This is a genomic window from Yoonia tamlensis, assembly GCF_900115105.1.
Lineage (GTDB): Bacteria > Pseudomonadota > Alphaproteobacteria > Rhodobacterales > Rhodobacteraceae > Yoonia > Yoonia tamlensis.
The window spans coordinates 505,640-526,982 of record NZ_FOYP01000002.1 but is presented as its reverse complement, the minus strand read 5'-3'; the positions used below and the strand labels follow the sequence as shown (position 1 = coordinate 526,982).

At 56.7% G+C, this 21,343-nt stretch carries 24 protein-coding genes; 13 read left to right on the top strand and 11 right to left on the bottom strand.

Translation table 11 applies throughout. From position 1 onward, the window contains the following. Positions 1 to 3: 3 nt before the first annotated feature. Positions 4 to 771: a tRNA pseudouridine(38-40) synthase TruA gene (gene truA, locus BM320_RS14430; RefSeq protein WP_090201428.1), complete on the bottom strand. Its 768-nt coding sequence runs from the start codon at positions 769 to 771 to the stop codon at positions 4 to 6. 94 nt (positions 772 to 865) lie between these two features. On the opposite strand from truA, the gene BM320_RS14425 reads away from it, so the two are divergent. From BM320_RS14425 to BM320_RS14415, 3 genes are read left to right on the top strand one after another with little or no spacing between them, the layout of a single operon-like run. Continuing rightward, the gene (locus tag BM320_RS14425) at positions 866 to 2,278 is read left to right on the top strand and encodes a YcjX family GTP-binding protein (RefSeq protein ID WP_375342077.1); all 1,413 of its coding nucleotides are present in this window, start codon (positions 866 to 868) and stop codon (positions 2,276 to 2,278) included. Then, entirely contained in the window at positions 2,275 to 2,709 is a 435-nt protein-coding gene (locus BM320_RS14420; RefSeq protein WP_090201425.1) for a GNAT family N-acetyltransferase, read from the top strand. The genes BM320_RS14425 and BM320_RS14420 overlap by 4 nt, the downstream gene beginning before the upstream one ends. After that, a complete protein-coding gene (locus tag BM320_RS14415) occupies positions 2,706 to 3,695 on the top strand; it encodes a YcjF family protein (RefSeq protein WP_090201424.1) in 990 nt (329 codons plus the stop codon). Before BM320_RS14420 ends, BM320_RS14415 begins: the two co-directional genes overlap by 4 nt. A 1-nt stretch (position 3,696) precedes the next feature. On the opposite strand, the gene BM320_RS14410 is transcribed toward BM320_RS14415, so the two are convergent. Both BM320_RS14410 and BM320_RS14405 read right to left on the bottom strand, forming a co-directional pair. Next, on the bottom strand, positions 3,697 to 4,689 hold the full coding sequence (locus BM320_RS14410; RefSeq protein ID WP_090201423.1) for a DUF2125 domain-containing protein: 993 nt from the start codon (positions 4,687 to 4,689) through the stop codon (positions 3,697 to 3,699). 62 nt (positions 4,690 to 4,751) lie between these two features. Next, the gene (locus tag BM320_RS14405; RefSeq protein ID WP_090201421.1) at positions 4,752 to 4,931 is read right to left on the bottom strand and encodes a hypothetical protein; all 180 of its coding nucleotides are present in this window, start codon (positions 4,929 to 4,931) and stop codon (positions 4,752 to 4,754) included. 495 nt (positions 4,932 to 5,426) lie between these two features. Here BM320_RS14405 and BM320_RS14400 point away from each other — a divergent pair, with 495 nt between their 5' ends. The 3 genes from BM320_RS14400 (at position 5,427) to BM320_RS14390 (ending at position 8,445) form a co-directional block, all read left to right on the top strand. Continuing rightward, a complete protein-coding gene (locus BM320_RS14400; protein WP_131802429.1) occupies positions 5,427 to 6,308 on the top strand; it encodes a hypothetical protein in 882 nt (293 codons plus the stop codon). Between the two features lie 234 nt (positions 6,309 to 6,542). Next, positions 6,543 to 7,223: a Crp/Fnr family transcriptional regulator gene (locus BM320_RS14395; protein WP_090201418.1), complete on the top strand. Its 681-nt coding sequence runs from the start codon at positions 6,543 to 6,545 to the stop codon at positions 7,221 to 7,223. A 229-nt stretch (positions 7,224 to 7,452) separates the two neighbouring features. Continuing rightward, complete coding sequence (locus tag BM320_RS14390) at positions 7,453 to 8,445, top strand: TraB/GumN family protein (protein ID WP_090201586.1); 993 nt, start codon at positions 7,453 to 7,455, stop codon at positions 8,443 to 8,445. Here BM320_RS14390 and BM320_RS14385 read toward each other — a convergent pair. After that, positions 8,442 to 9,089 (bottom strand): DUF2161 domain-containing phosphodiesterase, encoded by a 648-nt coding sequence (locus BM320_RS14385; RefSeq protein WP_090201417.1) that lies wholly within the window; start codon positions 9,087 to 9,089, stop codon positions 8,442 to 8,444. The genes BM320_RS14390 and BM320_RS14385 overlap by 4 nt on opposite strands. A gap of 117 nt (positions 9,090 to 9,206) precedes the next feature. Between BM320_RS14385 and BM320_RS14380 the strand changes: the two genes are divergently transcribed. The 6 genes from BM320_RS14380 (at position 9,207) to BM320_RS14355 (ending at position 14,039) form a co-directional block, all read left to right on the top strand. Continuing rightward, positions 9,207 to 10,124, top strand: coding sequence for a manganese-dependent inorganic pyrophosphatase (locus BM320_RS14380; RefSeq protein WP_090201415.1), 918 nt, complete (start codon positions 9,207 to 9,209; stop codon positions 10,122 to 10,124). A gap of 24 nt (positions 10,125 to 10,148) precedes the next feature. Then, positions 10,149 to 11,024, top strand: coding sequence for a TIGR01459 family HAD-type hydrolase (locus BM320_RS14375; RefSeq protein ID WP_090201412.1), 876 nt, complete (start codon positions 10,149 to 10,151; stop codon positions 11,022 to 11,024). A gap of 86 nt (positions 11,025 to 11,110) precedes the next feature. Beyond that, the gene (locus BM320_RS14370; protein WP_090201585.1) at positions 11,111 to 11,554 is read left to right on the top strand and encodes a MaoC family dehydratase; all 444 of its coding nucleotides are present in this window, start codon (positions 11,111 to 11,113) and stop codon (positions 11,552 to 11,554) included. A 36-nt stretch (positions 11,555 to 11,590) separates the two neighbouring features. Beyond that, positions 11,591 to 12,532 carry a bifunctional riboflavin kinase/FAD synthetase gene (locus BM320_RS14365; protein ID WP_090201410.1) on the top strand — a complete coding sequence of 314 codons (942 nt, stop codon included), beginning with the start codon at positions 11,591 to 11,593 and terminating at the stop codon, positions 12,530 to 12,532. Then, positions 12,522 to 12,992 carry a YcgN family cysteine cluster protein gene (locus BM320_RS14360; RefSeq protein ID WP_090201409.1) on the top strand — a complete coding sequence of 157 codons (471 nt, stop codon included), beginning with the start codon at positions 12,522 to 12,524 and terminating at the stop codon, positions 12,990 to 12,992. The genes BM320_RS14365 and BM320_RS14360 overlap by 11 nt, the downstream gene beginning before the upstream one ends. Next, positions 12,993 to 14,039 carry a threonine aldolase family protein gene (locus BM320_RS14355; protein ID WP_090201407.1) on the top strand — a complete coding sequence of 349 codons (1,047 nt, stop codon included), beginning with the start codon at positions 12,993 to 12,995 and terminating at the stop codon, positions 14,037 to 14,039. Between the two features lies 1 nt (position 14,040). On the opposite strand, the gene BM320_RS14350 is transcribed toward BM320_RS14355, so the two are convergent. Beyond that, entirely contained in the window at positions 14,041 to 14,631 is a 591-nt protein-coding gene (locus BM320_RS14350; protein ID WP_090201405.1) for a 2-hydroxychromene-2-carboxylate isomerase, read from the bottom strand. 117 nt (positions 14,632 to 14,748) lie between these two features. Here BM320_RS14350 and BM320_RS14345 point away from each other — a divergent pair, with 117 nt between their 5' ends. Next, positions 14,749 to 15,768 carry a ribose-phosphate pyrophosphokinase gene (locus BM320_RS14345; protein ID WP_090201403.1) on the top strand — a complete coding sequence of 340 codons (1,020 nt, stop codon included), beginning with the start codon at positions 14,749 to 14,751 and terminating at the stop codon, positions 15,766 to 15,768. Positions 15,769 to 15,804: 36 nt separating this feature from the next. Here the strand turns inward: BM320_RS14345 and BM320_RS14340 are convergent, their stop codons facing one another. The 6 genes from BM320_RS14340 to BM320_RS14315 form a co-directional block, all read right to left on the bottom strand. Beyond that, on the bottom strand, positions 15,805 to 16,104 hold the full coding sequence (locus BM320_RS14340; protein ID WP_375342076.1) for an H-type lectin domain-containing protein: 300 nt from the start codon (positions 16,102 to 16,104) through the stop codon (positions 15,805 to 15,807). A gap of 168 nt (positions 16,105 to 16,272) precedes the next feature. Beyond that, a complete protein-coding gene (locus tag BM320_RS14335) occupies positions 16,273 to 16,710 on the bottom strand; it encodes a F0F1 ATP synthase subunit epsilon (protein ID WP_090201402.1) in 438 nt (145 codons plus the stop codon). 20 nt (positions 16,711 to 16,730) lie between these two features. Then, positions 16,731 to 18,155 carry a F0F1 ATP synthase subunit beta gene (atpD, locus tag BM320_RS14330; protein WP_090201399.1) on the bottom strand — a complete coding sequence of 475 codons (1,425 nt, stop codon included), beginning with the start codon at positions 18,153 to 18,155 and terminating at the stop codon, positions 16,731 to 16,733. Between the two features lie 18 nt (positions 18,156 to 18,173). Then, the gene (locus BM320_RS14325; protein ID WP_090201397.1) at positions 18,174 to 19,046 is read right to left on the bottom strand and encodes a F0F1 ATP synthase subunit gamma; all 873 of its coding nucleotides are present in this window, start codon (positions 19,044 to 19,046) and stop codon (positions 18,174 to 18,176) included. A gap of 24 nt (positions 19,047 to 19,070) precedes the next feature. Next, positions 19,071 to 20,606 (bottom strand): F0F1 ATP synthase subunit alpha, encoded by a 1,536-nt coding sequence (atpA, locus tag BM320_RS14320; protein ID WP_090201395.1) that lies wholly within the window; start codon positions 20,604 to 20,606, stop codon positions 19,071 to 19,073. Next, positions 20,607 to 21,173 carry a F0F1 ATP synthase subunit delta gene (locus tag BM320_RS14315; RefSeq protein WP_090201393.1) on the bottom strand — a complete coding sequence of 189 codons (567 nt, stop codon included), beginning with the start codon at positions 21,171 to 21,173 and terminating at the stop codon, positions 20,607 to 20,609. Positions 21,174 to 21,343: the final 170 nt, after the last annotated feature.

Here is a 21,343-nt window from a genome sequence, read left to right as displayed (position 1 = left end):
CGCTTAGGCGAAAGGATCTTTTGGATAGGTCACATGCGCCAGATAAAGCCCCTGCGGCGGGCAAACCGGCCCACATGCCGCACGATCGCGCGCCTTGAGCGCCGCCGTCACATCATCAGGCGTCCAGCGCCCCGATCCGACCCGTTCCAAGGTGCCGACAAAGCTACGCACCTGGTTATGCAAAAACGACCGCGCGCGGATATGGAACTGATATTCGGTGCCAACATCGCGCGGAATTTCAACGACTTGCAACGAATCGAGCGTTTTGACAGGGCTTTTTGATTGGCAGATCGATGACCGGAAGGTTGTGAAATCATGCAGGCCAATCAGCCGGTCCGCGCCCGCCTGCATCGCGGCGGCATCTAGCGGATGGTTCACCCGCCACATTTGCCCCGCCTCTGACGTCAAAGGCGCACGACGTGCAAGAAGCCGGAACAAATACCGCCTCTCAAGCGCGCCGAAACGCGCGTGCCAGTCATCATCCACGCGCGCGCATTTCAAGATCGCCACAGGATTCGGTTTAAGATGGTAATTCAGCGCCTCGGACAGCCGGAACGGATCCCAGTCACGGCTCAGGTCACAATGCGCGACCTGCCCCGTCGCATGAACCCCCGCATCCGTGCGCCCTGCGGCCCCGATTGTGTGTTCACCCGGCTCGATTTTTGCAAGCGCGGCCTCGATTGCGCCCTGCACGGATGGCTGGTCGTTCTGGCGCTGCCACCCTGCAAAGGGTGCGCCATGATATTCGATAAGAAGGGCAAAACGGGGCATGCCCCCGATTAGGCGCGTGGCGCAGTAAAATCAATCCCTACACATCTGCGCCGCGCGTCCCTATCTTGAACCAAGGCAGCGAAAGGGCCCCGCATTGGTTTTCAGAGCGATCACAAATCAGGTGTCATGGGCCGCAGCCGAGATGGCCGACACATTGACCCACCCTTTTGCAGAACCGGTGATCCGGTTGGGCGTGACCGGTCTGTCGCGCGCAGGCAAGACGGTGTTTATCACATCCTTGGTCGCAAACCTGATGGACCGCGGGCGCATGCCACAGCTGACCGCCGCCGCCAGCGGCGCGATTACCGCCGCATATCTGCAGCCACAGCCCGATGATACGGTTCCGCGCTTTGCCTATGAAACCCATCTCGGGTGCCTGACCGCGCCAGCGCCGCAATGGCCCGAAAGCACCGACCGGATCAGCCAGTTACGCCTGTCGCTGCGGGTTCAACCCACCGGATTGCTGGCAGGGCTTTCCGGCCCACGCACGGTGCATATCGATATCGTCGACTATCCGGGCGAATGGCTGCTTGATCTTGCGCTGATGGATCAGACATTTGCGCAATGGTCTGCCGCCGCGCTAGCCCGCGCCAAAGGACGCCCCGCCGGAGACGCCTATATCACGCAGGCACAGGCCACTGACCCGAACGCATCGTTGGATGAAGGCACAGCGCAATCCTTGGCCGCTGCGTTTACCGCGCATCTGAACGCAAGCCGCGCGGCAGGGTTTTCGGACTGCACGCCAGGGCGGTTCATGCTGCCTGGCGAACTGGCCGGATCGCCGGTGTTGACCTTCGCGCCGCTGCAGGGTGAAAAATTTGCCCGCAATTCGCTGGGTCACGAATTTGAACGCCGCTTTGAAAGCTATAAACGCAATATCGTGCGTCCGTTCTTTCGCGATCATTTTGCCAAGATCGACCGCCAGATTGTGCTGGTTGATGTCTTGGGCGCGATCCACGCGGGGCCTGCAGCGCTTGATGATCTGCGTGGCACAATGGCGGGAATTCTGGGCGCGTTCCGCCCCGGCCGCAATGCCTTTCTGACCCGTATTTTCCAAGGGCGGCGGGTAGAAAAAATCCTGTTTGCTGCGACCAAAGCGGACCATCTGCACCACAGCCAGCACCCACAGCTGACTGCCATCACCCAAGCCATGCTGCGCCAGGCAAGCGACCGTGCCGGTTTTGCAGGTGCCAAAACCGGCGCAATGTCCATCGCCGCCCTGCGCACCACCGTCGAAGACACCGTCGATCACGCAGGCAAGCCGCTTGATGTGGTGCGCGGGCGGCTGCTTGAGACCGGCAAACAGGCCGCATTTTATCCCGGCGATCTACCTGATGATCCGGCGCATTTGCTATCGCCCGCCCGCGCGGGGGCCGACAAATGGCTTGATGCCGATTATTCGGTGATGCGGTTTGCGCCTGCGCCGCTAACCTTGCGCCCGGGTGACGGGCCGCCGCATATCCGCATGGATAAGGCGCTGCAATTCCTGATCGGAGACAAGTTATGAAACTACGGGCAGCCACTGCGGCGGACATTCCAAAAATCGCGCAGATCATGGGTGATTGGTGCGCTGATACCCCCTATATCCCCGCGCTGCATACCCGCGATCAAGACCGCAATTTCATCACCAAGGTCGTCGCAACCCAAGACGTGCTGGTCGCTGATCACAACGGCGTGCAAGGGTTTATCGCGCGCGATGGCGAAGACATCGAACAGCTTTATGTCGCAGCAGGCGCGCGTGGGCGCGGGATTGGCAGTGCTTTGCTCGCGGCCATGAAAGCGCGCAGTGATAGGCTAGAGCTGTGGTGCTTTCAGGCCAACACCGGCGCGCGGCGATTTTATGAACGACAGGGGTTTAGCGCCGGGCGGATGACCGACGGCGCAAGCAATCAAGAAAAGCTGCCTGATATTCGGTATTTGTGGAGGGCAGACGCATGAAAAAAGGCCCTGTTCTGATCGACCTTGACGACGACCAGTCGGCGCAGCCCGACACGGCGCCGCCTGTGCCTGACCTTTTGAACCCGCCCCAAGGTGCGGCCATGCAAAAGGTCGCCGCAATCGCCGCGCGCAAACCATCGCGACTGGCGCGGCTTTTCTGGTCCGTGGCGGTTTCACTGATCGGGTTCATCGTATCCTTGGCCGCTTGGGATTACGTAACCGGATTGCTGGCGCGGTCCCCCGTTCTGGGTGGTATCGCGACCGCGTTAATCGCGGGGTTACTGCTGGTCCTTGGCGTTCTGGCGCTGCGCGAAATTGCCGCGTTCGGACGGCTTAAGAAAATCGACAGGGTCCAACGCCAAGCCAATGATGCGCTTGCCACAGGTGATCTGAAATCGGCGCGCGCGGTGACAGCCGCGCTTGACCGGCTTTATGCCGCAAGGGAAGACACCGCATGGGGCCGCGCAGAGCTGCAAACGCGCGGGGCGGATATGCTGGACGCTGACGGATTGCTTGGGCTTGCGGAAAACACGGTGCTGGCCACGCTTGATGCCAGTGCCGAGCGCGAAGTTGAAGCCGCCGCGCGTCAGGTCGCGACCGTCACAGCGATTGTGCCGCTGGCACTTGCCGATCTTTTCACGGCACTGACCGCGAACCTGCGGATGATCCGGCGCATTGCCGAAATTTATGGCGGGCGCGCGGGCACCTTGGGAAGCTGGCGGTTAACCCGCGCGGTGCTGGCGCATCTGGTTGCGACGGGTGCTGTGGCGGTTGGCGATGATCTGATCGGGTCAATCGCGGGCGGCGGGGTCTTGTCCAAGGTGTCGCGCCGCTTTGGCGAGGGCGTGATCAACGGGGCCTTGACCGCGCGGGTCGGTGTCGCCGCAATCGAGGTCTGCCGCCCCTTGCCGTTTCACAGCCGCGCACGCCCGTCGGTCACGGGTTTGGTACGCCGCGCGCTGACCGGACTGTTTGGCAAGACATAATCTACCAGAAACGGGGCGCTGGCCCGATGGGTAAAGGGCCAAGCGACATACGCCCGTCACGAAATTGCAGCGGAAATTCGGGCGCGCCGCCATCCACAGCCAGTGCGTTCGCAAAGGTCACATAGGTTGGCGCAAGCCCAGCGTCGATCGCCCCTGCGGCAACCATCAGATCAATAATTTCGCGCCATTGATCCGACCGAAATGTGATGCGCCCGTCCGGATTGCCCAAAGGATCAATATCAAACGCGCCTTGGGCGCGGATTTCAACAGGCCCCCAGATCAATGTCAGATTGCGCAGCGTGAACCGCGTGGCTTTTGGGGCGGGGCCGCGCCCGTCAACCGCGTGGCGGTCAAGCGGCCGGTCAAATGTCAGCGCGCTATCAAACACAGCGCGGGTCAAGACAGCACCCAAGACGCCCGTCGGGTCAATTTGCTGCGCGACCGGCATAGGCAGCGTAATCCGGTCCGCGTCAAAATAGGCGTCATAGCGGTTCTCAGCCGCAGGCGCCGCACGCAGCGCCACAAGCGCGCGATCCAAGCCAAGCTGCCAGCCAAAATCAGAAGCAACAGCTACGCCACCCACCGCGACCGCCGCATCATCAAACGAAAGCGCGGTATTTGCCGCGACACCCGCGCTTGCGCGCAGCCCTTCGGCAGTTATCTGCAAGGTCTGGCCGCCGATCCGCAGGGTTTGGTCGTCGGCAAATGCCGCAATCACGCGATTGGGTTGATAGCTCAGCGCAAACACCTGCAAGAACGGCGCTGCCCACTGCCAATCCGCGCCGCGCGGTGCAATGGAAATATCAGACAAGGTTGTGTCGAATCTTGACGGAAAACCCAGCGTGTTCATGTCAGAATAGGTCAGATCCCAACCTTCTGCACGGGCCTGCGCGATTGCCACCTGCGCGCCATGGGCAACAGCACGCGCGCCAACAAACCAATAGCCGCTGTAAAGCGCTGCAAGGAATAGGACAAAAAAGGTTAGTCGCCGCATGATGCTGCCTCTGGCTCGGGATTTGCGGGCAACTTAGCGGTTGGGCTTCAAAGGTGCGAGTACTACTTCTTTTCGACGGCTCGGGTGTTCGTCGTCAGCCGGTCAAGAATGTCATCGACTTGTGGAAAACGATCTTCGCTGGTGGTGTTTGAAGCGAAACCATGCGCGCCGGTCGATCGCAGTCCGGCCATACCGTTTTCTGGAAAATCCGGATTCATATCCGGCTTTTTGTCCTGTGCCATTTGGTTGCTCCCTAACGAAAGCCCTTTGCGGTTTCGCACATGTATTACACGTTGGTAATGCCGCAATGTTTGCGCAAACCTAAGCCGCGAAACAATCTGCCCCGAAAATTATTCTGCGCCTTATGGTGAACGCGATTTGCTAAAGATTGCACCGAAGCCCGTGAATTTCATCACAAATACAGTACGTTAGTGAATCACATTTTCCACGGCCAGCCACAATGATGCGATAGTTTTACAACAGCGCCTTACCCGCCTTACGGCAATCGAAAACACATAATCACCCTATACGTGCGACGCATGATTTTCAAGTTTCGATTCGGATTTCCATTTTGTTGGAATTTGCGGCGGTTTGGCATGCCCGGGTTCGATTTATGACGCACCACCGTAGATTTCGCGCGTTATGTGTCCAAACGCACACTCAACCTCAAGACCGGACGTTAGTTTAGCGCAAATGCAACACTTTGTGTTCCGATGCGCATCAAGAAAGGCCCTGTCATGTTCAGTCTTGCCCCGCCAATTGCCACCAGCAGCGACCGCGAATGGTGCTGGTTCTTGCGTGGATTTGGCAAGTCAGGCGACGTAATCGAACGCGCGCTTTATGCTATCGGCGTGATGGATCACAGCGGCTGGGCAACATGGCAGCATAGCAGCTTAACGGCCACGGGCGCACCTGTTGTGGTCAGGTTCGCCACCTGCGAACGCGCCTTGTCGATCATCACCGAGGTCGCAAACCCCGCGCACGATCCCGCGACGAAACTAGCAACAGCGTGCAACATCATTACGGCGCTAGGGGGCATAGCCCCTGATCAGGCATTCCGCGAGGTTATCAGCGCCGCGCAAGGGGCATCTGCCCTGACATGGGGCGCGTGTTTGGGCCTGCGCCACGATGGCAAGCAACTGCAATTTACGCTTTATGCAGAGCTTCCGGCAGAGGCGCACGACCTGTCCGCCTTGCTTTCCCAGATTGATCCGGGTGCATGTCAGGGGGCCTATATGCTTGCCTATGACACGCGGGGCAGGCGCATCACATATTATTGCAAACCCGACAGCACGACACCGCTGCCCGCCGTTTTGGGGGGCGCGCAACCGGTATCGACACGCAATGAAATGGGTGCCCCGCACAACCGCGCCTTTGCCATTGACCCCGCTACGGTATTGTCAGGGCAGTCACGGCTTGCCAGACAGGTAAACAGCTTTAAGCAAATCGTTTTTCGCCGGCACCCCTGCCTTGTTGACCACCAGCTAACTGAATTTCCAGAAACAGCCGTCGTCGGGAATATCTGGGTTACTGGCAACGGGCCGGACAATAAGGTCGTGTCTTTTGATCTTGCCGCACCTTGGATCGGGGCCGACCATCCTGTCGCGCTTGTTGTGTAAGGGCCACAGAGCCCAAGCCGGTTTTGCGGGCACCATGACCCGATAACGCAACATAATGGCGCCATATCTGCACATTTTTTAGACCGCGACCCTTGGGTCGCAACCGAAAACGGCAGGTAAAGTCAATTTCAGACTAGGAGACGCGGCTTGCGCCCCTATAGTCGCCTGCGGGGACGAAGGGAGAAACATGCCACAATTGGGAAAAACACGCATCGCGCGCAGGCGGGTTTTCAAATGACCCCGCAAGAATTACTGGATTTCAATCTGCCGTTGTTTGCGGGGGTAACCGCCGATGATCTGGCTGGCATTCCGCTCGCGGTATCCGAGAAAACATTCAGCGCGTGGCAAACGATATTTGACCAGGATGACGATTCCCATGACCTGTATTTCTTGCTCTACGGGTCGTTGCTGGCTGTTTACTGGACAAGCGAAGGGCGCGAGATCGTGTTTTCACGCTTTGCGATCGGGGCGCATTTTGGCGAACTTGCTGCATTGGACGGTACCCCGCGGTCATTGGCCGCCGTTGCGAAAACCGAAACCAAAGTGCTGATCCTGAAACGGGATTGTTTCTTGCGGCTGTTTAACGAGGTGCCGCCGATCCGCGACAGGATCACACGGCAACTGGTTGCGCGCATCCGCACCCTGACCGAACGCAATATGGAAATGACGACCCTATCGGTCGAACAAAGGGTTAATACCTATCTGCTGCGACTGGCCGCCGAACACGGTAAGCTATGCGTAGGCGCAGTCATTGAAAACGCACCCACCCATGCGGAAATTGCGGGGACTATCGGGGCGAACCGTGAAATGGTCAGCCGGTCGATCAGCAAGCTGGCCAAACGCGGGGTGATCAAATCCGCCCGCCAACGCATCGAATTTCTGGATCCCGCCGCGCTTTCCGAAGATCTATCTTAACGCTGTTTTAACCATGGCCCGATATCCCTTGCCCGTGCGCGGTTTGAAAGCACACAAAAGGGGAATGAATTCTGTGCGGTTATTTAGTTTATTGGGTCCTGAAGGCATTGTTGGGTTTATTGGTGCAAGCTGGTTTTTGTGTCGGCACCTGATAAGTTAATGCGCTGGTGCAATTGACCCGCCGAAAATCGGCCCTACCTTGGTGCTTAGCCAACCCAAAGGAATGCCGATGTTTTTGCGCGCCACCCTCACTGCTTTATTTGCGACCCTCAGCTTGCCCGCCGCTGCGGCCTGTGACGGCGAAAGCTATCTTGACCAGCTCACTCCGTCTGAACAGCAGCAACTGGCGACCGCAACCGCTGCTGTACCCTTTGGGCAGGGGTTGGTCTGGGACGCGCAAAAAGGCAATCAAAGCCTGCTGATTATCGGCACGATGCACATCTACGATGATCGGCTGAACGCGCTGATGATTACCCTTACTTCCAGCATCGCCTCTGCCGATTTGCTGCTTGTCGAAGCCACACCGGACGATCAAACGGCCCTGCAACAATTGATGATCACGGACCCGAGCCAGTTGTTTTTGACCTCCGGACCGGGCCTGCCCGATCTGCTTGACGAAGAAACATGGGATCTGCTTGCACAGGCCGCCGCCGATCGCAGCATTCCTGGGTTCATGATGGCAAAAATGCAGCCATGGTATGCGTCCCTGATGCTGTCCATGCCGCCTTGCGCGATGGCTGATGTCGTTGCGGGCAGGCTTGGGCTGGATCACATGATCATGAATGTCGCGGATGAGGCAGGCGTGCCGATGCAATCGCTCGAGGCATTCACCACGCTTTTTGCCGCCTTTCAGAGCGAAACGCTTGAAGATCAGATCGCTTATTTGCGCATGGGGCTACTTAGTGCCGACATGCAGCGCCCGATATTTGTGGCAATGCTGGACCAGTATTTCACCAAAGACATCGCCGGCCTGTGGGAAATGTCGCGGTTGACGCTCAATGATTTGCCCGGAATGGACGTGCAAACTGCCAATGAACTGTTTGCGCAAACCCAAGAAGCCATTCTAGACGAACGCAATCGCAACTGGATTCCGGTTATCACACAGGCAAGCGAAACACATGACAACGTGATCGTTGCTGCGGGTGCGGCCCATCTGATTGGTGAAAACGGCATCCTGAATTTGCTTCAAAACGAAGGCTGGACGGTAACGCGCGCGGATTAATCCTCGCCGTAGTCGGCCAGCCCTTGTCTGCCCGCCTCCGTCAGCCCGTAGACACCGCGTGCGACTCGTTCAAACCAGCCATAGTGGTCATCGGCCATGATTTTGGTTGCCTGCGGCACTTCGGCCCAGTCTTTGACCTTCGCGCCCTTGGACGGCCCGTGAATCGCCAGAAACCGCGCACAACGGACGGCGTCCTGGCGGTAGCCCGTCACAATTCCGTGGCGCGTGGCCCCGCCCGCATTCGGGTCGCCCTGTAACCGGTCAAACGCCCGCAAAAGCCGCGTTTTCTTTTTCTTGGACTTGCGCGCGGCATAGGGGCCGGGATCCGCGAGCACCTCGACAAACCCGTCGCGGGCGCGCACCGTCATCACACCAAGCCCCGCACGCCGCGCAAGGTTTACGTTTGCTTTCAATGCCTTAGCGCGTCCACCGGCGGGGACGGCGATATAGACATCATCCGTCAGCGCCAGCCGTTCGATCCCCTGGTGAAACAGCGCAAGCGAAAACCCGCGCTTGAGCTCGACCACGATCAGATCATCGCCGCGCCGGCCAACCACATCAGCGGCACCGACCTCGCCTTTGACGTCATAGCCTTGGCGTTGCAGATGCGCCTTTATGGGGGGGTATAGGTCGGATTCGCGCAATTGCTTCTTTCGCGTAGGGTGGATCTTGATCCACCCTACACCAGTAAGACGATGGGGTGACAGTCGCTTGGTGGGGTTTTATAAGGCGGTCAAATTCTCCCTTGGAAAGCATCGCACATGACAACTCTTGTTTTTGGCCACAAAGCCCCCGACACCGACAGCACCGGTTCGCCCCTGATCTGGGAATGGTTCCTGAACCACACAGGGATCGACGCCAAAGCCGCACTTCTTGGCACACCCAACACCGAAGCTGCGTTTGTCGCCAAACGTTGGGGCTTTGATCTACCCGAAATCATCAGCGACGTGGAAAACGACCAGTCTTGCGTGATCGTTGACACCAACAACCCTGCCGAACTGCCCGCGAACATCAATAACGCCGATGTTCTGGCGATCATCGACCACCATAAACTGGCAGGCGGTCTGGAAACCAAAAACCCGATCAATATCACCATCCGCCCGCTGGCCTGCACCGCGACCATCATGCACCAGATGATGGGCGACAAAGCCGCCGACATGCCCGAAGGCATCAAAGGCCTGATGCTGTCTTGCATCCTGTCCGACACTTTGGCCTTCCGGTCGCCCACAACCACGTCGATGGATAAAGATCTGGCCGAAGCATTGGCCAAAGACCTGAAAATCGACCTCGAGGCCTACGCATCCGAGATGTTCGAGGCAAAATCAGACGTTTCCGCATTCTCAGACGCGGAACTTTTGCGCATGGACAGCAAGGAATACGGCGTCGACGGCAAGAAATTCCGCGTCTCTGTCCTTGAGACCACCGCACCAAAAATCATTCTGGACCGCAAGGCGTCCATCATGGAAACCATGCCAAAAGTCGCCAAAGAAGACGGCGTTGACGAGGTTCTTTTGTTCGTGGTCGATATCCTGAACGAAGAAGCGACGATGTTTATCCCCAACGATGTGGTCAAAACGGTCGCTGAAAAATCCTTCGACGCCAAGGTCGACGGTGACAGCGTTGTTCTGCCCGGCATTATGAGCCGCAAAAAGCAGATCATTCCGAACCTCAAAGCATAAATCACCCTATATAAAGGCCGCGCCATGACCCGGATTATCGAAAATTTCGCAGACATCTCGGGCCAGTATGACGCGGCCTTTGTTGACCTTTGGGGTTGCATGCACGACGGAATCAAGGCGCTGCCTGATGCCGTTGCAGCGATGCAGACCTACCGCGCAAATGGCGGGGTTGTGGTGCTTGTCACCAATTCGCCGCGCCCTTGGGAATCGGTCGCGCATCAGATCCTTGATTTCGGCATTCCGGATGATGCGTGGGATGCGATTGCCACGTCAGGCGATAGCGCGCGGTCGGCAATGTATCGCGGGATTGTCGGTGAAAAGGTCTATTTCATGGGCGAAAGCCCGCGCGACGACGATTTTTTCAAACCGCTGGCCGTGCTTGAAAACCCCGTCAATATCCAGCGCGTGCCGCTTGATCAGGCCGATGGCATCGTTTGCTGTGGCCCGTTTGATCCGATGGCGGACCTTGACGTTAACCGCGCGGATTTTCTTTTTGCGAAACAAAAGGGGCTGAAACTGCTTTGCGCGAACCCTGATATTGTCGTGGATCGCGGCGAGGTGCGCGAATGGTGTGCGGGGGCTTTGGCCCAGCTTTACACCGATATGGGCGGCGAAAGCCTGTATTTCGGCAAACCCCATCCGCCGATCTATGACCTTGCCCGCCGTCGTCTGGCTGCGCTCAACAAGGTGCCTTCGGACGCGTCCATTATTGCCATTGGCGACGGCCCGCACACCGATGTGCTGGGCGCGGTTCAGGAAGATCTGGACGTGCTGTTCATTTCTGGCGGGCTTGCCGCCGCCGAGACAAGAACAGTGACCCAGCCCGATCCGGACGCATTGCGCGATTATCTGGATGCTCAGCAAACCAGCGCCACTTACGCGATTGGACATTTACGCTAAAGGGCTTGATTTTTCTGCATCCGCAAAGTAATAAAGTTTCGCAGCCGAAAGGCGTATTGGATTTTTGTTACCTAATGGATCGCGCTATGCTTGATAATGCCCCTCGTGGAACCATCTGCATTGAAGATATCGAAATCGGCATGATGCGGTCCTTGCGCAAGGTCGTGACCGACCGCGATATCGAAATGTTTTCCGAAGTATCCACCGACCGGAACCCCGTGCATCTTGACGAAGACTATGCGCAAGAAACCATTTTTGGCGGGCGCATTGCGCATGGGATGCTGACCGCCGGTTTGATCAGCGCCGTAATCGGCGAACAGCTGCCCGGGCATGGCACCGTCTATCTGGGGCAAAGCCTGAAATTTCTGGCCCCCGTGCGCCCCGGCGATATGGTTCTGGCCGAGGTTGAAGTGACCGAGATCGATCACGCCAAACGGCGGGTCACCATGAATACCCGCTGTCTGGTGAACGACAAAAAGGTGCTGGTCGGCGACGCCACGGTTTTGGCGCCCTCGCGCAAATTCGACTAGGGTTGCAGCGCCCCGCAGGCCGCGCTACGCAAGGCTATGCGCATCATTCGTGACACACTTTTTATCGACCCCAACGACCGCGGCGCCGCCGCGGCGATAGGGAATTTTGACGGGGTTCATATCGGGCATCAATCGGTGATCGACCTGACCCGTGGCATCGCGCAAACCATCGGCGCGCCACTGGGGGTGATGACGTTCGAGCCGCATCCACGCGCCTACTTTTCACGCGATTCCAACCCGTTCCGCCTGATGAATGCCGAAGCCCGCGCAAACCGTCTGGCGAAACTTGGTGTCGAAAAACTATATGAGGTGCCGTTTAACGCGGCCCTTGCTGGGCTTGCCCCGCGCGCGTTTGCCCAAGGCGTTATTGTCGACCGGTTGGGGTTGAAGCATGTTGTTGTCGGGGCTGATTTCTGTTTCGGTCAGGGGCGCGCCGGCACTGTCGATGATTTACAGCGTTTTGGCGCCGAAATGGGATTTGGCGTGACTATCGCCCCGCTTTTGACTGTCAAAGCTGCAAATGTGTCCTCTACCGCTATCCGGCAGGCGCTAAGCGACGGTAAACCGCGCGATGCAGCCAAAATGTTGGGCCATTGGCACCGGATCGAAGGTGCAGTCGTACGCGGTGACCAACGCGGTCGCGAGCTTGGCTTTCCGACTGCGAACATGTCGATTGACGGGCTGCACCCGCCGAAATTTGGCGTCTATGCGGTCAAGGTTGATGTGCTAGATGGACCACATGCCGGAACCTATGACGGGGCTGCATCTATTGGCGTGCGCCCGATGTTCAATGGCGAAATTCCCAATTGCGAAAGCTATCTTTTTGATTTCAAAGGCGATCTTTACGGATCTCACCTGTCTGTTGCCTTGGTCGACTATCTGCGCCCAGAGCTGAAATTCGACGGGCTTGATGCGTTGATTGAACAGATGAATGCCGATTGCGCAACCGCGCGAAGGATCTTGCAAGATGTCGGGTGAAATCACCCGCGCGGGGCTTAAAGATCGGTTTTGGGAAACCAAGCCGATGGAAAAACTGTCCAAACCCGAATGGGAAGCGCTCTGCGATGGCTGCGGGAAATGCTGCCTGAACAAGCTAGAGGACGAGGACACAGGCGTCGTGGTCATGACCCGCGTTGCCTGCCGTTTGCTGGATGATCAAAGCTGCCTGTGCAGTAACTATCCGATCCGGCATAATTTTGTGCCCGAATGTATCGTGCTGACGCCCAAGACGATCAAGCAAACCATGTACTGGCTGCCGCAGACCTGTGCCTATCGGCTGGTTTACGAAGGCCGCCCGCTGTTCGACTGGCACCCGCTGGTTTCAGGCGACCCCGAATCAGTGCACCGCGCGGGCGTGTCGGTGCGCGGCATGACCATCCCTGAATTCGAAATCGACGAAGACGACTGGGAAGACCACGTCATAGAGGAGCCGACATAGATGTATTTTTTGTCCGATAATGCAGGTCCGGTGCACCCCAATGTCATCGACGCCATCGTGCAGGCCAACGCCGGTTATGCCCCCGGATATGGTGACGATCCATTGACCGAAACCGCCCGCAATCTGGTGCGTGATGTATTCGAAGCGCCGGATGCCGCTGTCGAATTTGTGGTCAACGGCACCAGCGCCAACGCACTGCTATTGGCCACAATGACACAGCCGTGGGAAACGATTTTCTGCGCCGATGTCGCCCATATCCACAAGGACGAATGCAACGCGCCCGAATTCTACACGCAGGCAAAACTGTCGCTGGTGCCGACGGTAAACGGCAAAATGACACCCGAGGCCCTGCGCACCAAGATACTGGCAGAACAAAACCGCGGTGTGCATGGCCCGCAACGCGGCCCGTTGTCGATCACCCAAGTGACCGAAAAAGGCACGATATATTCGCTGGACGAAATCCGCGCGCTGACCGATGTGGCCCGTGAATTCGGCATCAAGACCCATCTTGACGGCGCGCGCTTTGCCAACGGGCTTGTGGCGCTAGGTTGCTCTGCGGCGGAAATGTCGTGGAAGGCAGGGGTTGATACTGTCAGCTTTGGCGGCACCAAGAACGGTGCAATGGGCGTCGAGGCCTGTGTAATCTTTGACCCTGATCTTGCTTGGGAGTTTGAGCTGCGCCGCAAGCGTGGCGGGCACCTTTTGTCCAAACACCGCTATCTGTCGGCCCAAATGCTGGGGTATTTGGCAGATGATCTTTGGCTGGAAACGGCGCGCGCCGCGAATGCGCGCTGTGCGCAGCTTGCTGCGGGTCTGTATGATGTGCCCGATTTGACGGTGCAGTTCGCTGTGCAGGCCAATATCATTTTCTTTGCAATGCCCCGCCGCGCACATAAACGCGCGCTGGACGGCGGCGCAGCTTACTATGTGGTGAACGGCGACCCCGATGATGGCGATCCGGCGGAAATGCTGACCGGACGGCTGGTTACCGATTGGTCAATAACCGCCGCGGACGTGCAGCAGTTTATCGACCTGCTGCACGGCTAATTTACCCCGCCAGATAGGCATCCAGACCGGCAAGACGGTCCTGCCCCCAGAACCGTTCGTCTGTGTCTGTGATAAAGAACGGCGCGCCAAAGGCCCCTTTGGCTACCGCATCTTCGAGGTTAGCAGCATAGGTTTCGGCGCTGGTCAGCATGTGTTTATCGGCCAAATCAGGTGCGAACCCCGCCTTGGTCAGACAATCACGGATCACATCGTCTTGGGCGATGTCGCGCTCTTCGGCCCAGCAGGCCGCGCCAATCGCATGGACAAGCCCCGCAACATCACCACCTTCGTTTTGCGCGGCGATAATCGCATAGGACGACGGCGCAGGGTTGGTCGGCCAGAACGCGGGCTTGGGATTTAGCGGCATGCCAACCTGCGCAGCCTGACGCCGCAGTTCCTGCAGCCTGTATTCAGCGCGGCTGGGGTGCCTGTCTTTGGGGGCGGTGCCGCCGGTGCGGGCAAACAGCCCCATGATATCAAGCGGGCGATAAGTAAGCGTTGCGCCATGTTTTGCGGCAATTTCGGCGGGCCTTGTCCCGCATAGGTAGCTAAATGGTGAAATCGTTGCAAAGAAGTAGTCGATATGGGCCATTTTTAGCCTCCTGATGTCCGCAGAATGTTTGCGTGACGGTAACGCTGTGTTAGTCGGTGTCAACGCTTCGAATCTGTCATGTACATGTTACTGCCTTCTGCCAAAGGGACCCAACCGATGCCAACGATGACTGCACCCAAGCTCATTTCCGGAAATTCCAACCAGCCGCTTGCCGCCGCAATTGCGCGCCGCATGTCGATGCACCGCGGCATGGATGTCGGGCTTGTTGATGCGCGTGTAGAACGCTTTAACGATGGGGAAATCTTTGTCGAAGTGTTCGAAAACGTGCGCGGCGAAGATATGTTTATTATCCAGCCGACATCGAACCCTGCCAATGACAACCTGATGGAACTGCTGATCATCGCTGACGCGCTGCGCCGGTCCTCGGCTGATCGTATCACGGCCGTGATCCCCTATTTCGGTTACGCGCGCCAAGACCGCCGGTCCAAGGCCCGCACCCCGATCACGGCCAAACTGGTTGCCAATATGCTGGTCGAAGCCGGTGTTGAACGTATCCTGACCCTGGATTTGCACGCCACGCAAATTCAGGGTTTTTTCGATATTCCGGTGGATAACCTTTATGCGTCACCGATTTATGCGCTGGATGCGCGGCACCATTTCCGCGACTGCATGAGCGACGTGATGGTCGTGTCCCCCGATGTTGGTGGCGTAGCCCGTGCGCGTGATCTGGCGCAACGTATTGGCGCCCCCTTGTCCATCGTTGACAAACGCCGCGGCAATCCGGGCGAAGTTGCCGAGATGACCGTGATCGGCGACGTCAAAGACCGCGTTTGTATCATCGTTGACGATATCGTTGATACGGCTGGCACCCTTTGCAAAGCCGCCGAAGTGCTGATGGATAACGGCGCCAAAGAGGTGCATTCCTACATCACCCATGGTGTATTGTCCGGCCCTGCTGTGGAACGGATTACCAACTCGGCAATGAAAAGTCTGGTCATCACTGACACGATCGCCGCGACCAAACCTGTGCTGGCCGCGCCAAATATACGCATCGTGCCAACCGCGCCGATGTTTGCCCAAGCGATCCTGAACACGTGGAACGGCACATCTGTGTCGTCCTTGTTTGATCACAAGACACTTGGCCCGATCTACGAGGGGCTTTACGCCGCCGAATAAGTATCAGGGCGGTGGCGCAGTTGGATGCGCCCTGCCTTAATACAGATCCCAGCCGTCATCATTGGGCAATTCGCCAAATGATGTCCATGCAACGCGCACACGCGCGACCTGTGTATCCGCCCATGTACGGAACACGATTTCGAACCCATCTGTTGTGATGTTTTCGGCCTGCACATCCGCACGGATGTTGGTCGAGTTCGAGATATCCCACATTGAAATCGAAACCTGCACATGTGGCGGTTTTACATATGCGGTCTGAAAGGCCACTGTTTCGCGGCTTTGGCGAGGGCCTTCGCCGCGCCACATCGCGCCGCCGTCTTCAAAATCTGAAAACATGACCACATCGCCGTGATCGATACCAACTGTTCCACTATTTAATCTATGCATTGCCGGTCGCGGCCCCATCTGTAACCTAAGGTTGCACTGCACCATTCACCAAAACCAGCAACCCTACAATAGCAAAGGGCCCCGCAATGCGAGGCCCAAGCAATCTATAAACTGGACTTACCCGAAGTTAGAGCGTTCCGAGTCCAACCCGATATGCGAGCCCATCGCAACCATATCAGCAATCAGCTTGGCCGCGTCATCGACGGGACCCGGCTCATTGACGAACTCTTCCTCTTTCTTCTTGTACAGCTCTTTGGCTTCGGCAATCAGTTTTTCGTAAACTTCTTGCGTCATCTCATCGCGGTGCAAGGCTTGTTCAGCCAGTACCGAAACGCCAGTCGCGCTGATTTCAGCGAAACCGCCCAGAACAACGTATTCCTCGGTGGTCCCGCCATGCGACACGCGCATGATGCCTGGGCGCAATGTTGTGATGGTTGGCGCGTGGCCAGCCATCACGGTCATGTCACCGTCAGCACCGGGGATCATTACCTCGGTTGTTTCGACTGAGGCCAAGCGGCGCTCGGGCGAAACGAGATCGAATTGTAGGTTTGCCATGTTGGCTCCTTACAGGTTCATTAAGCTGCGGCTGCAGCCATTTTTTCGGCTTTTGCTTTCACTTCTTCAATGCCGCCTACCATGTAGAATGCACCTTCGGGGAAGTGATCGTATTCACCGGCAACAACGGCCTTGAACGACGCGATTGTGTCTTCCAAAGGCACCTGAACACCAGGTGAGCCGGTAAAGATTTCAGCAACGTCAAACGGCTGTGACAGGAAACGTTCGATTTTACGTGCGCGGGAAACTGTCAGTTTGTCTTCTTCTGACAATTCGTCCATGCCCAAAATCGCAATGATATCCTGAAGCGACTTGTAGCGCTGCAGCATTTGCTGAACGTCGGCAGCCACGGCGTAGTGCTCTTCACCAACGATTGCTGGATCCAGCAGACGTGATGTTGAATCGAGCGGGTCAACCGCAGGGTAGATACCCTTTTCGGAAATCGCACGGTTCAAAACGGTTGTCGCATCAAGGTGCGCAAACGATGTCGCTGGCGCAGGGTCGGTAAGGTCATCCGCAGGCACGTAGATCGCCTGAACCGATGTAATCGACCCGTTCTTTGTTGATGTAATGCGTTCCTGCATCTGGCCCATATCTGTCGCCAATGTTGGCTGGTAGCCAACCGCGGAAGGGATACGACCCAAAAGCGCTGACACCTCGGAACCAGCTTGTGTAAAGCGGAAGATGTTGTCGACGAAGAACAGAACGTCTGTACCGGACTGGTCGCGGAACGCTTCGGCCATTGTCAGACCGGACAGCGCAACACGCATACGCGCACCTGGAGGCTCGTTCATTTGACCGTAAACCAGCGCCACTTTGGACTTGGTCAGGTCATCCATGTTGATAACGCCGGATTCGATGAATTCGTAGTAAAGGTCGTTCCCTTCACGTGTACGCTCGCCCACACCCGCAAATACAGAGTAGCCAGAGTGTACTTTGGCGATGTTGTTGATCAATTCTTGAATAAGAACTGTCTTACCAACACCCGCACCACCAAACAGACCAATTTTACCACCTTTCGCGTAAGGCGCGAGAAGGTCGATAACTTTGATGCCTGTGACCAGAACTTCGGACGCAGTTGACTGCGCTTCGAATTCGGGTGCTTCGGCGTGGATGGAACGGCGGTCTTTTTCACCGATCGGGCCACGTTCGTCGATTGGTTCACCAATCACGTTCATGATCCGGCCCAGTGTGGCGTCGCCCACTGGAACTGTGATTGTTGTGCCTTGGTCGGTCACTTCTTGACCACGAACGAGACCTTCGGTCGCGTCCATCGCAATTGTGCGCACAGTGTTTTCACCAAGGTGCTGCGCAACTTCGAGCGTCAGCGGCTTGCCGTTGTTGTCTGTGATAAGGGCGTTCAGAATCTCAGGTAGGTGGTCGCCGAACTGCACGTCAACGACGGCGCCGATGATCTGCGTGATCTTACCTTTAGCGTTTGCCATAATGGTTTTCTCCGGGGTCTAGAGCGCTTCCGCGCCCGAAATAATTTCAATCAGCTCGTTGGTGATCACGGCCTGACGCGAACGGTTAAATTCGATTGTCAGTTGGTCGATCATATCACCAGCGTTGCGTGTTGCGTTGTCCATCGCAGACATCCGTGCACCCTGTTCAGAGGCTGCGTTTTCCAGCAGTGCGCTGAAGAGGGCTGTCGCAACACCGCGCGGCAACAAGTCAGCAAGAATTTCTTCTTCGCTTGGCTCGTAGTCGTAAAGCGTTGTTTCAGCATCCTCGGCCACGTCAAAGCGGGCAGGGATGATTTGCTGTGCGGTCGGGTGCTGCGTCACAACGTTTTCGAAGCGCGCGAAAAAGATCGTCGCGACATCGAATTCGTTTTCGTCAAAGCGGGCCAACACATTTTTTGCGATGTCTTGCGCATTCAGGTAGCCAAGCCGCTTAACGCCGCTCATGTCGATGTGATCGACAAAATGGGCACCCAGTTCACGCTTGATTGCGTCGCGGCCTTTTTTGCCGACAGTGATGATTTTCACTGTCTTGCCGGCTGCGATCAATTTTTGCGCATGGGTTTTCGCAAGCTTCGCGATGTTGCCGTTAAAGCCACCACACAAACCACGTTCAGCCGTCATGACGATCAAAAGCTGCACCTGATCGCTGCCCGTTCCGGACAGCAATTTTGGTGCAGAATCTGAACCGCCAACCGATGCAGCAAGCTGACCCATCACAGCGTTAAAACGCTCTGTATAGGGGCGTGATGCTTCGGCTGCTTCCTGGGCGCGGCGCAATTTTGCAGCCGCGACCATTTGCATGGCCTTCGTGATCTTGCGGGTCGATTTAACCGACGCGATCCGATTTTTCAGGTCCTTAAGATTAGGCACGTGTTCGTCTCCTTATCTTCAGGTTTATGCGAAATCAGCAGCGAAAGCGTCCAAAGCAGCTTTGATCTTGGCTTCAGCGTCGCCTTTGATCTTTGGATCTTCTTTGGTGATGAACGCAAGCACGTCTTTTGCGTTTGTGCGCAGGTGCTTGAGCAAACCAGCCTCGAAACGGCCAACGTCTTTGACGCCGACTTTGTCCAAATAGCCGTGTGTACCCGCATAGATCACGCAAACGATTTCTGCGTTTGTCAGTGGTGAATACTGTGGTTGCTTCATCAACTCGGTCAGACGTGCACCACGGTTCAGCAATTGCTGTGTCGCGGCGTCAAGGTCGGAACCGAACTGCGCAAAGGCAGCCATTTCGCGGTATTGCGCAAGCTCGAGCTTAACCGGACCGGCAACAGATTTCATCGCGTTTGTTTGCGCAGCAGAACCAACACGTGAAACGGACAGACCGGTGTTCACCGCTGGGCGGATCCCTTGGTAGAACAGTTCGGTTTCAAGGAAGATCTGACCGTCGGTGATCGAAATCACGTTGGTTGGAATAAACGCAGACACGTCGCCACCTTGGGTTTCAATGATCGGCAGCGCCGTCAAAGAACCGGAACCGTTGTCTTCGTTCAGTTTACATGAACGCTCGAGCAGACGGGAGTGAAGATAGAAAACGTCACCTGGGTAAGCTTCACGCCCTGGTGGACGGCGCAGAAGAAGTGACATTTGACGGTAAGATACCGCTTGCTTGGAAAGGTCATCATAGATGATCAGCGCGTGGCGGCCCGCATCGCGGAAGTGTTCAGCCATCGCTGTCGCCGCATATGGTGCAAGGAACTGCATTGGCGCAGGGTCAGAAGCAGTCGCCGCAACAACGATTGAATATTCAATCGCGCCGGATTCTTCGAGCTTTTTCACCAGCTGTGCAACTGTTGAACGCTTTTGACCGATGGCCACGTAAACGCAGTACAGTTTGTCAGAATCGCTTGCCGCGTTATCGTTGTATGATTTTTGGTTCAGGATCGTATCAAGCGCGATCGCTGTTTTACCGGTTTGGCGGTCACCAATGATCAATTCGCGCTGGCCACGGCCAACCGGGATCATCGAGTCAACAGATTTCAGGCCTGTCGCCATTGGTTCGTGAACCGATTTACGTGGAATAATGCCAGGCGCCTTTGAATCGGCGATCGCACGTTTCTTTGTTTTGATCGGGCCCTTGCCGTCAAGCGGGTTACCCAGACCGTCAACAACGCGGCCAAGCAGTTCGTCCCCGACAGGAACGTCCACGATGGATTTTGTGCGCTTAACAGTGTCGCCTTCTTTAATGTCACGGTCAGAACCGAAGATAACAACACCAACGTTGTCGGCTTCGAGGTTCAGGGCCATCCCGCGGATACCACCGGGGAATTCAACCATTTCACCGGCTTGCACGTTATCAAGGCCATAAACGCGGGCGATACCATCACCAACGCTTAGTACCCGGCCTACTTCGGCCACTTCGGCTTCTTGGCCAAAGTTTTTGATCTGGTCCTTAAGGATCGCAGAGATTTCAGACGCTTGGATCGCCATTTATCCGACCTCTTTCATAGTGTTCTGGAGTGCGTTGAGCTTTGAGGCAATCGACGTGTCGATCATCTTAGAGCCCACTTTTACAATAAGACCGCCAATGATGCGTTCATCGACGGTTTCTTTGATGGTGACAGATTTGCCCACTTGGGCGGTAAGTGTTTTTGCCAGCTTGTCAGCTTGCGCTTTGGTCAGCTTCTTGGCAGCGGTGACTTCAGCAGTCACTTCGCCACGCTCTTCGGCCAACATTGCTTGCAATACAGTCAGCAACTGCGGCAACACAAACAAACGGCGCTTGCTTGCAAGAAGCGCCAATACGTTGCTTGTCGATGCAGACAATTTCATTTTTTCCGCAATCGCGCTGATCGCGGTACCTTGCTGTTCACGGCTATAAAGCGGTGAAGACAACAATGTACGCATGTCAGCGCTGTCGGCGATTGCAGATTCCAAAGCCGCTACGTCAGTTTCGAGCGCTTTGATGGCCTTGCCTTCTTTGGCAAGTTCAAACACGGCGGTCGCATAACGCGACGCAATGCTTGTGGAGATACCAGCAGTTTCGGACACGTCCACCCTTCCGATGTCTTAGGCCCAGATCACCCCCCAACATCGGGAAGCTACAGAGCAACTTGTTTGGCCCCCGTGGATCACGAAAGCGTCAAAATCCTGTGCGATGTAGCAGAGCAACTATTGTGTCGCAAGCTCCCTGCGCGGTTAATCCACACCATATCTGACAGGAATGG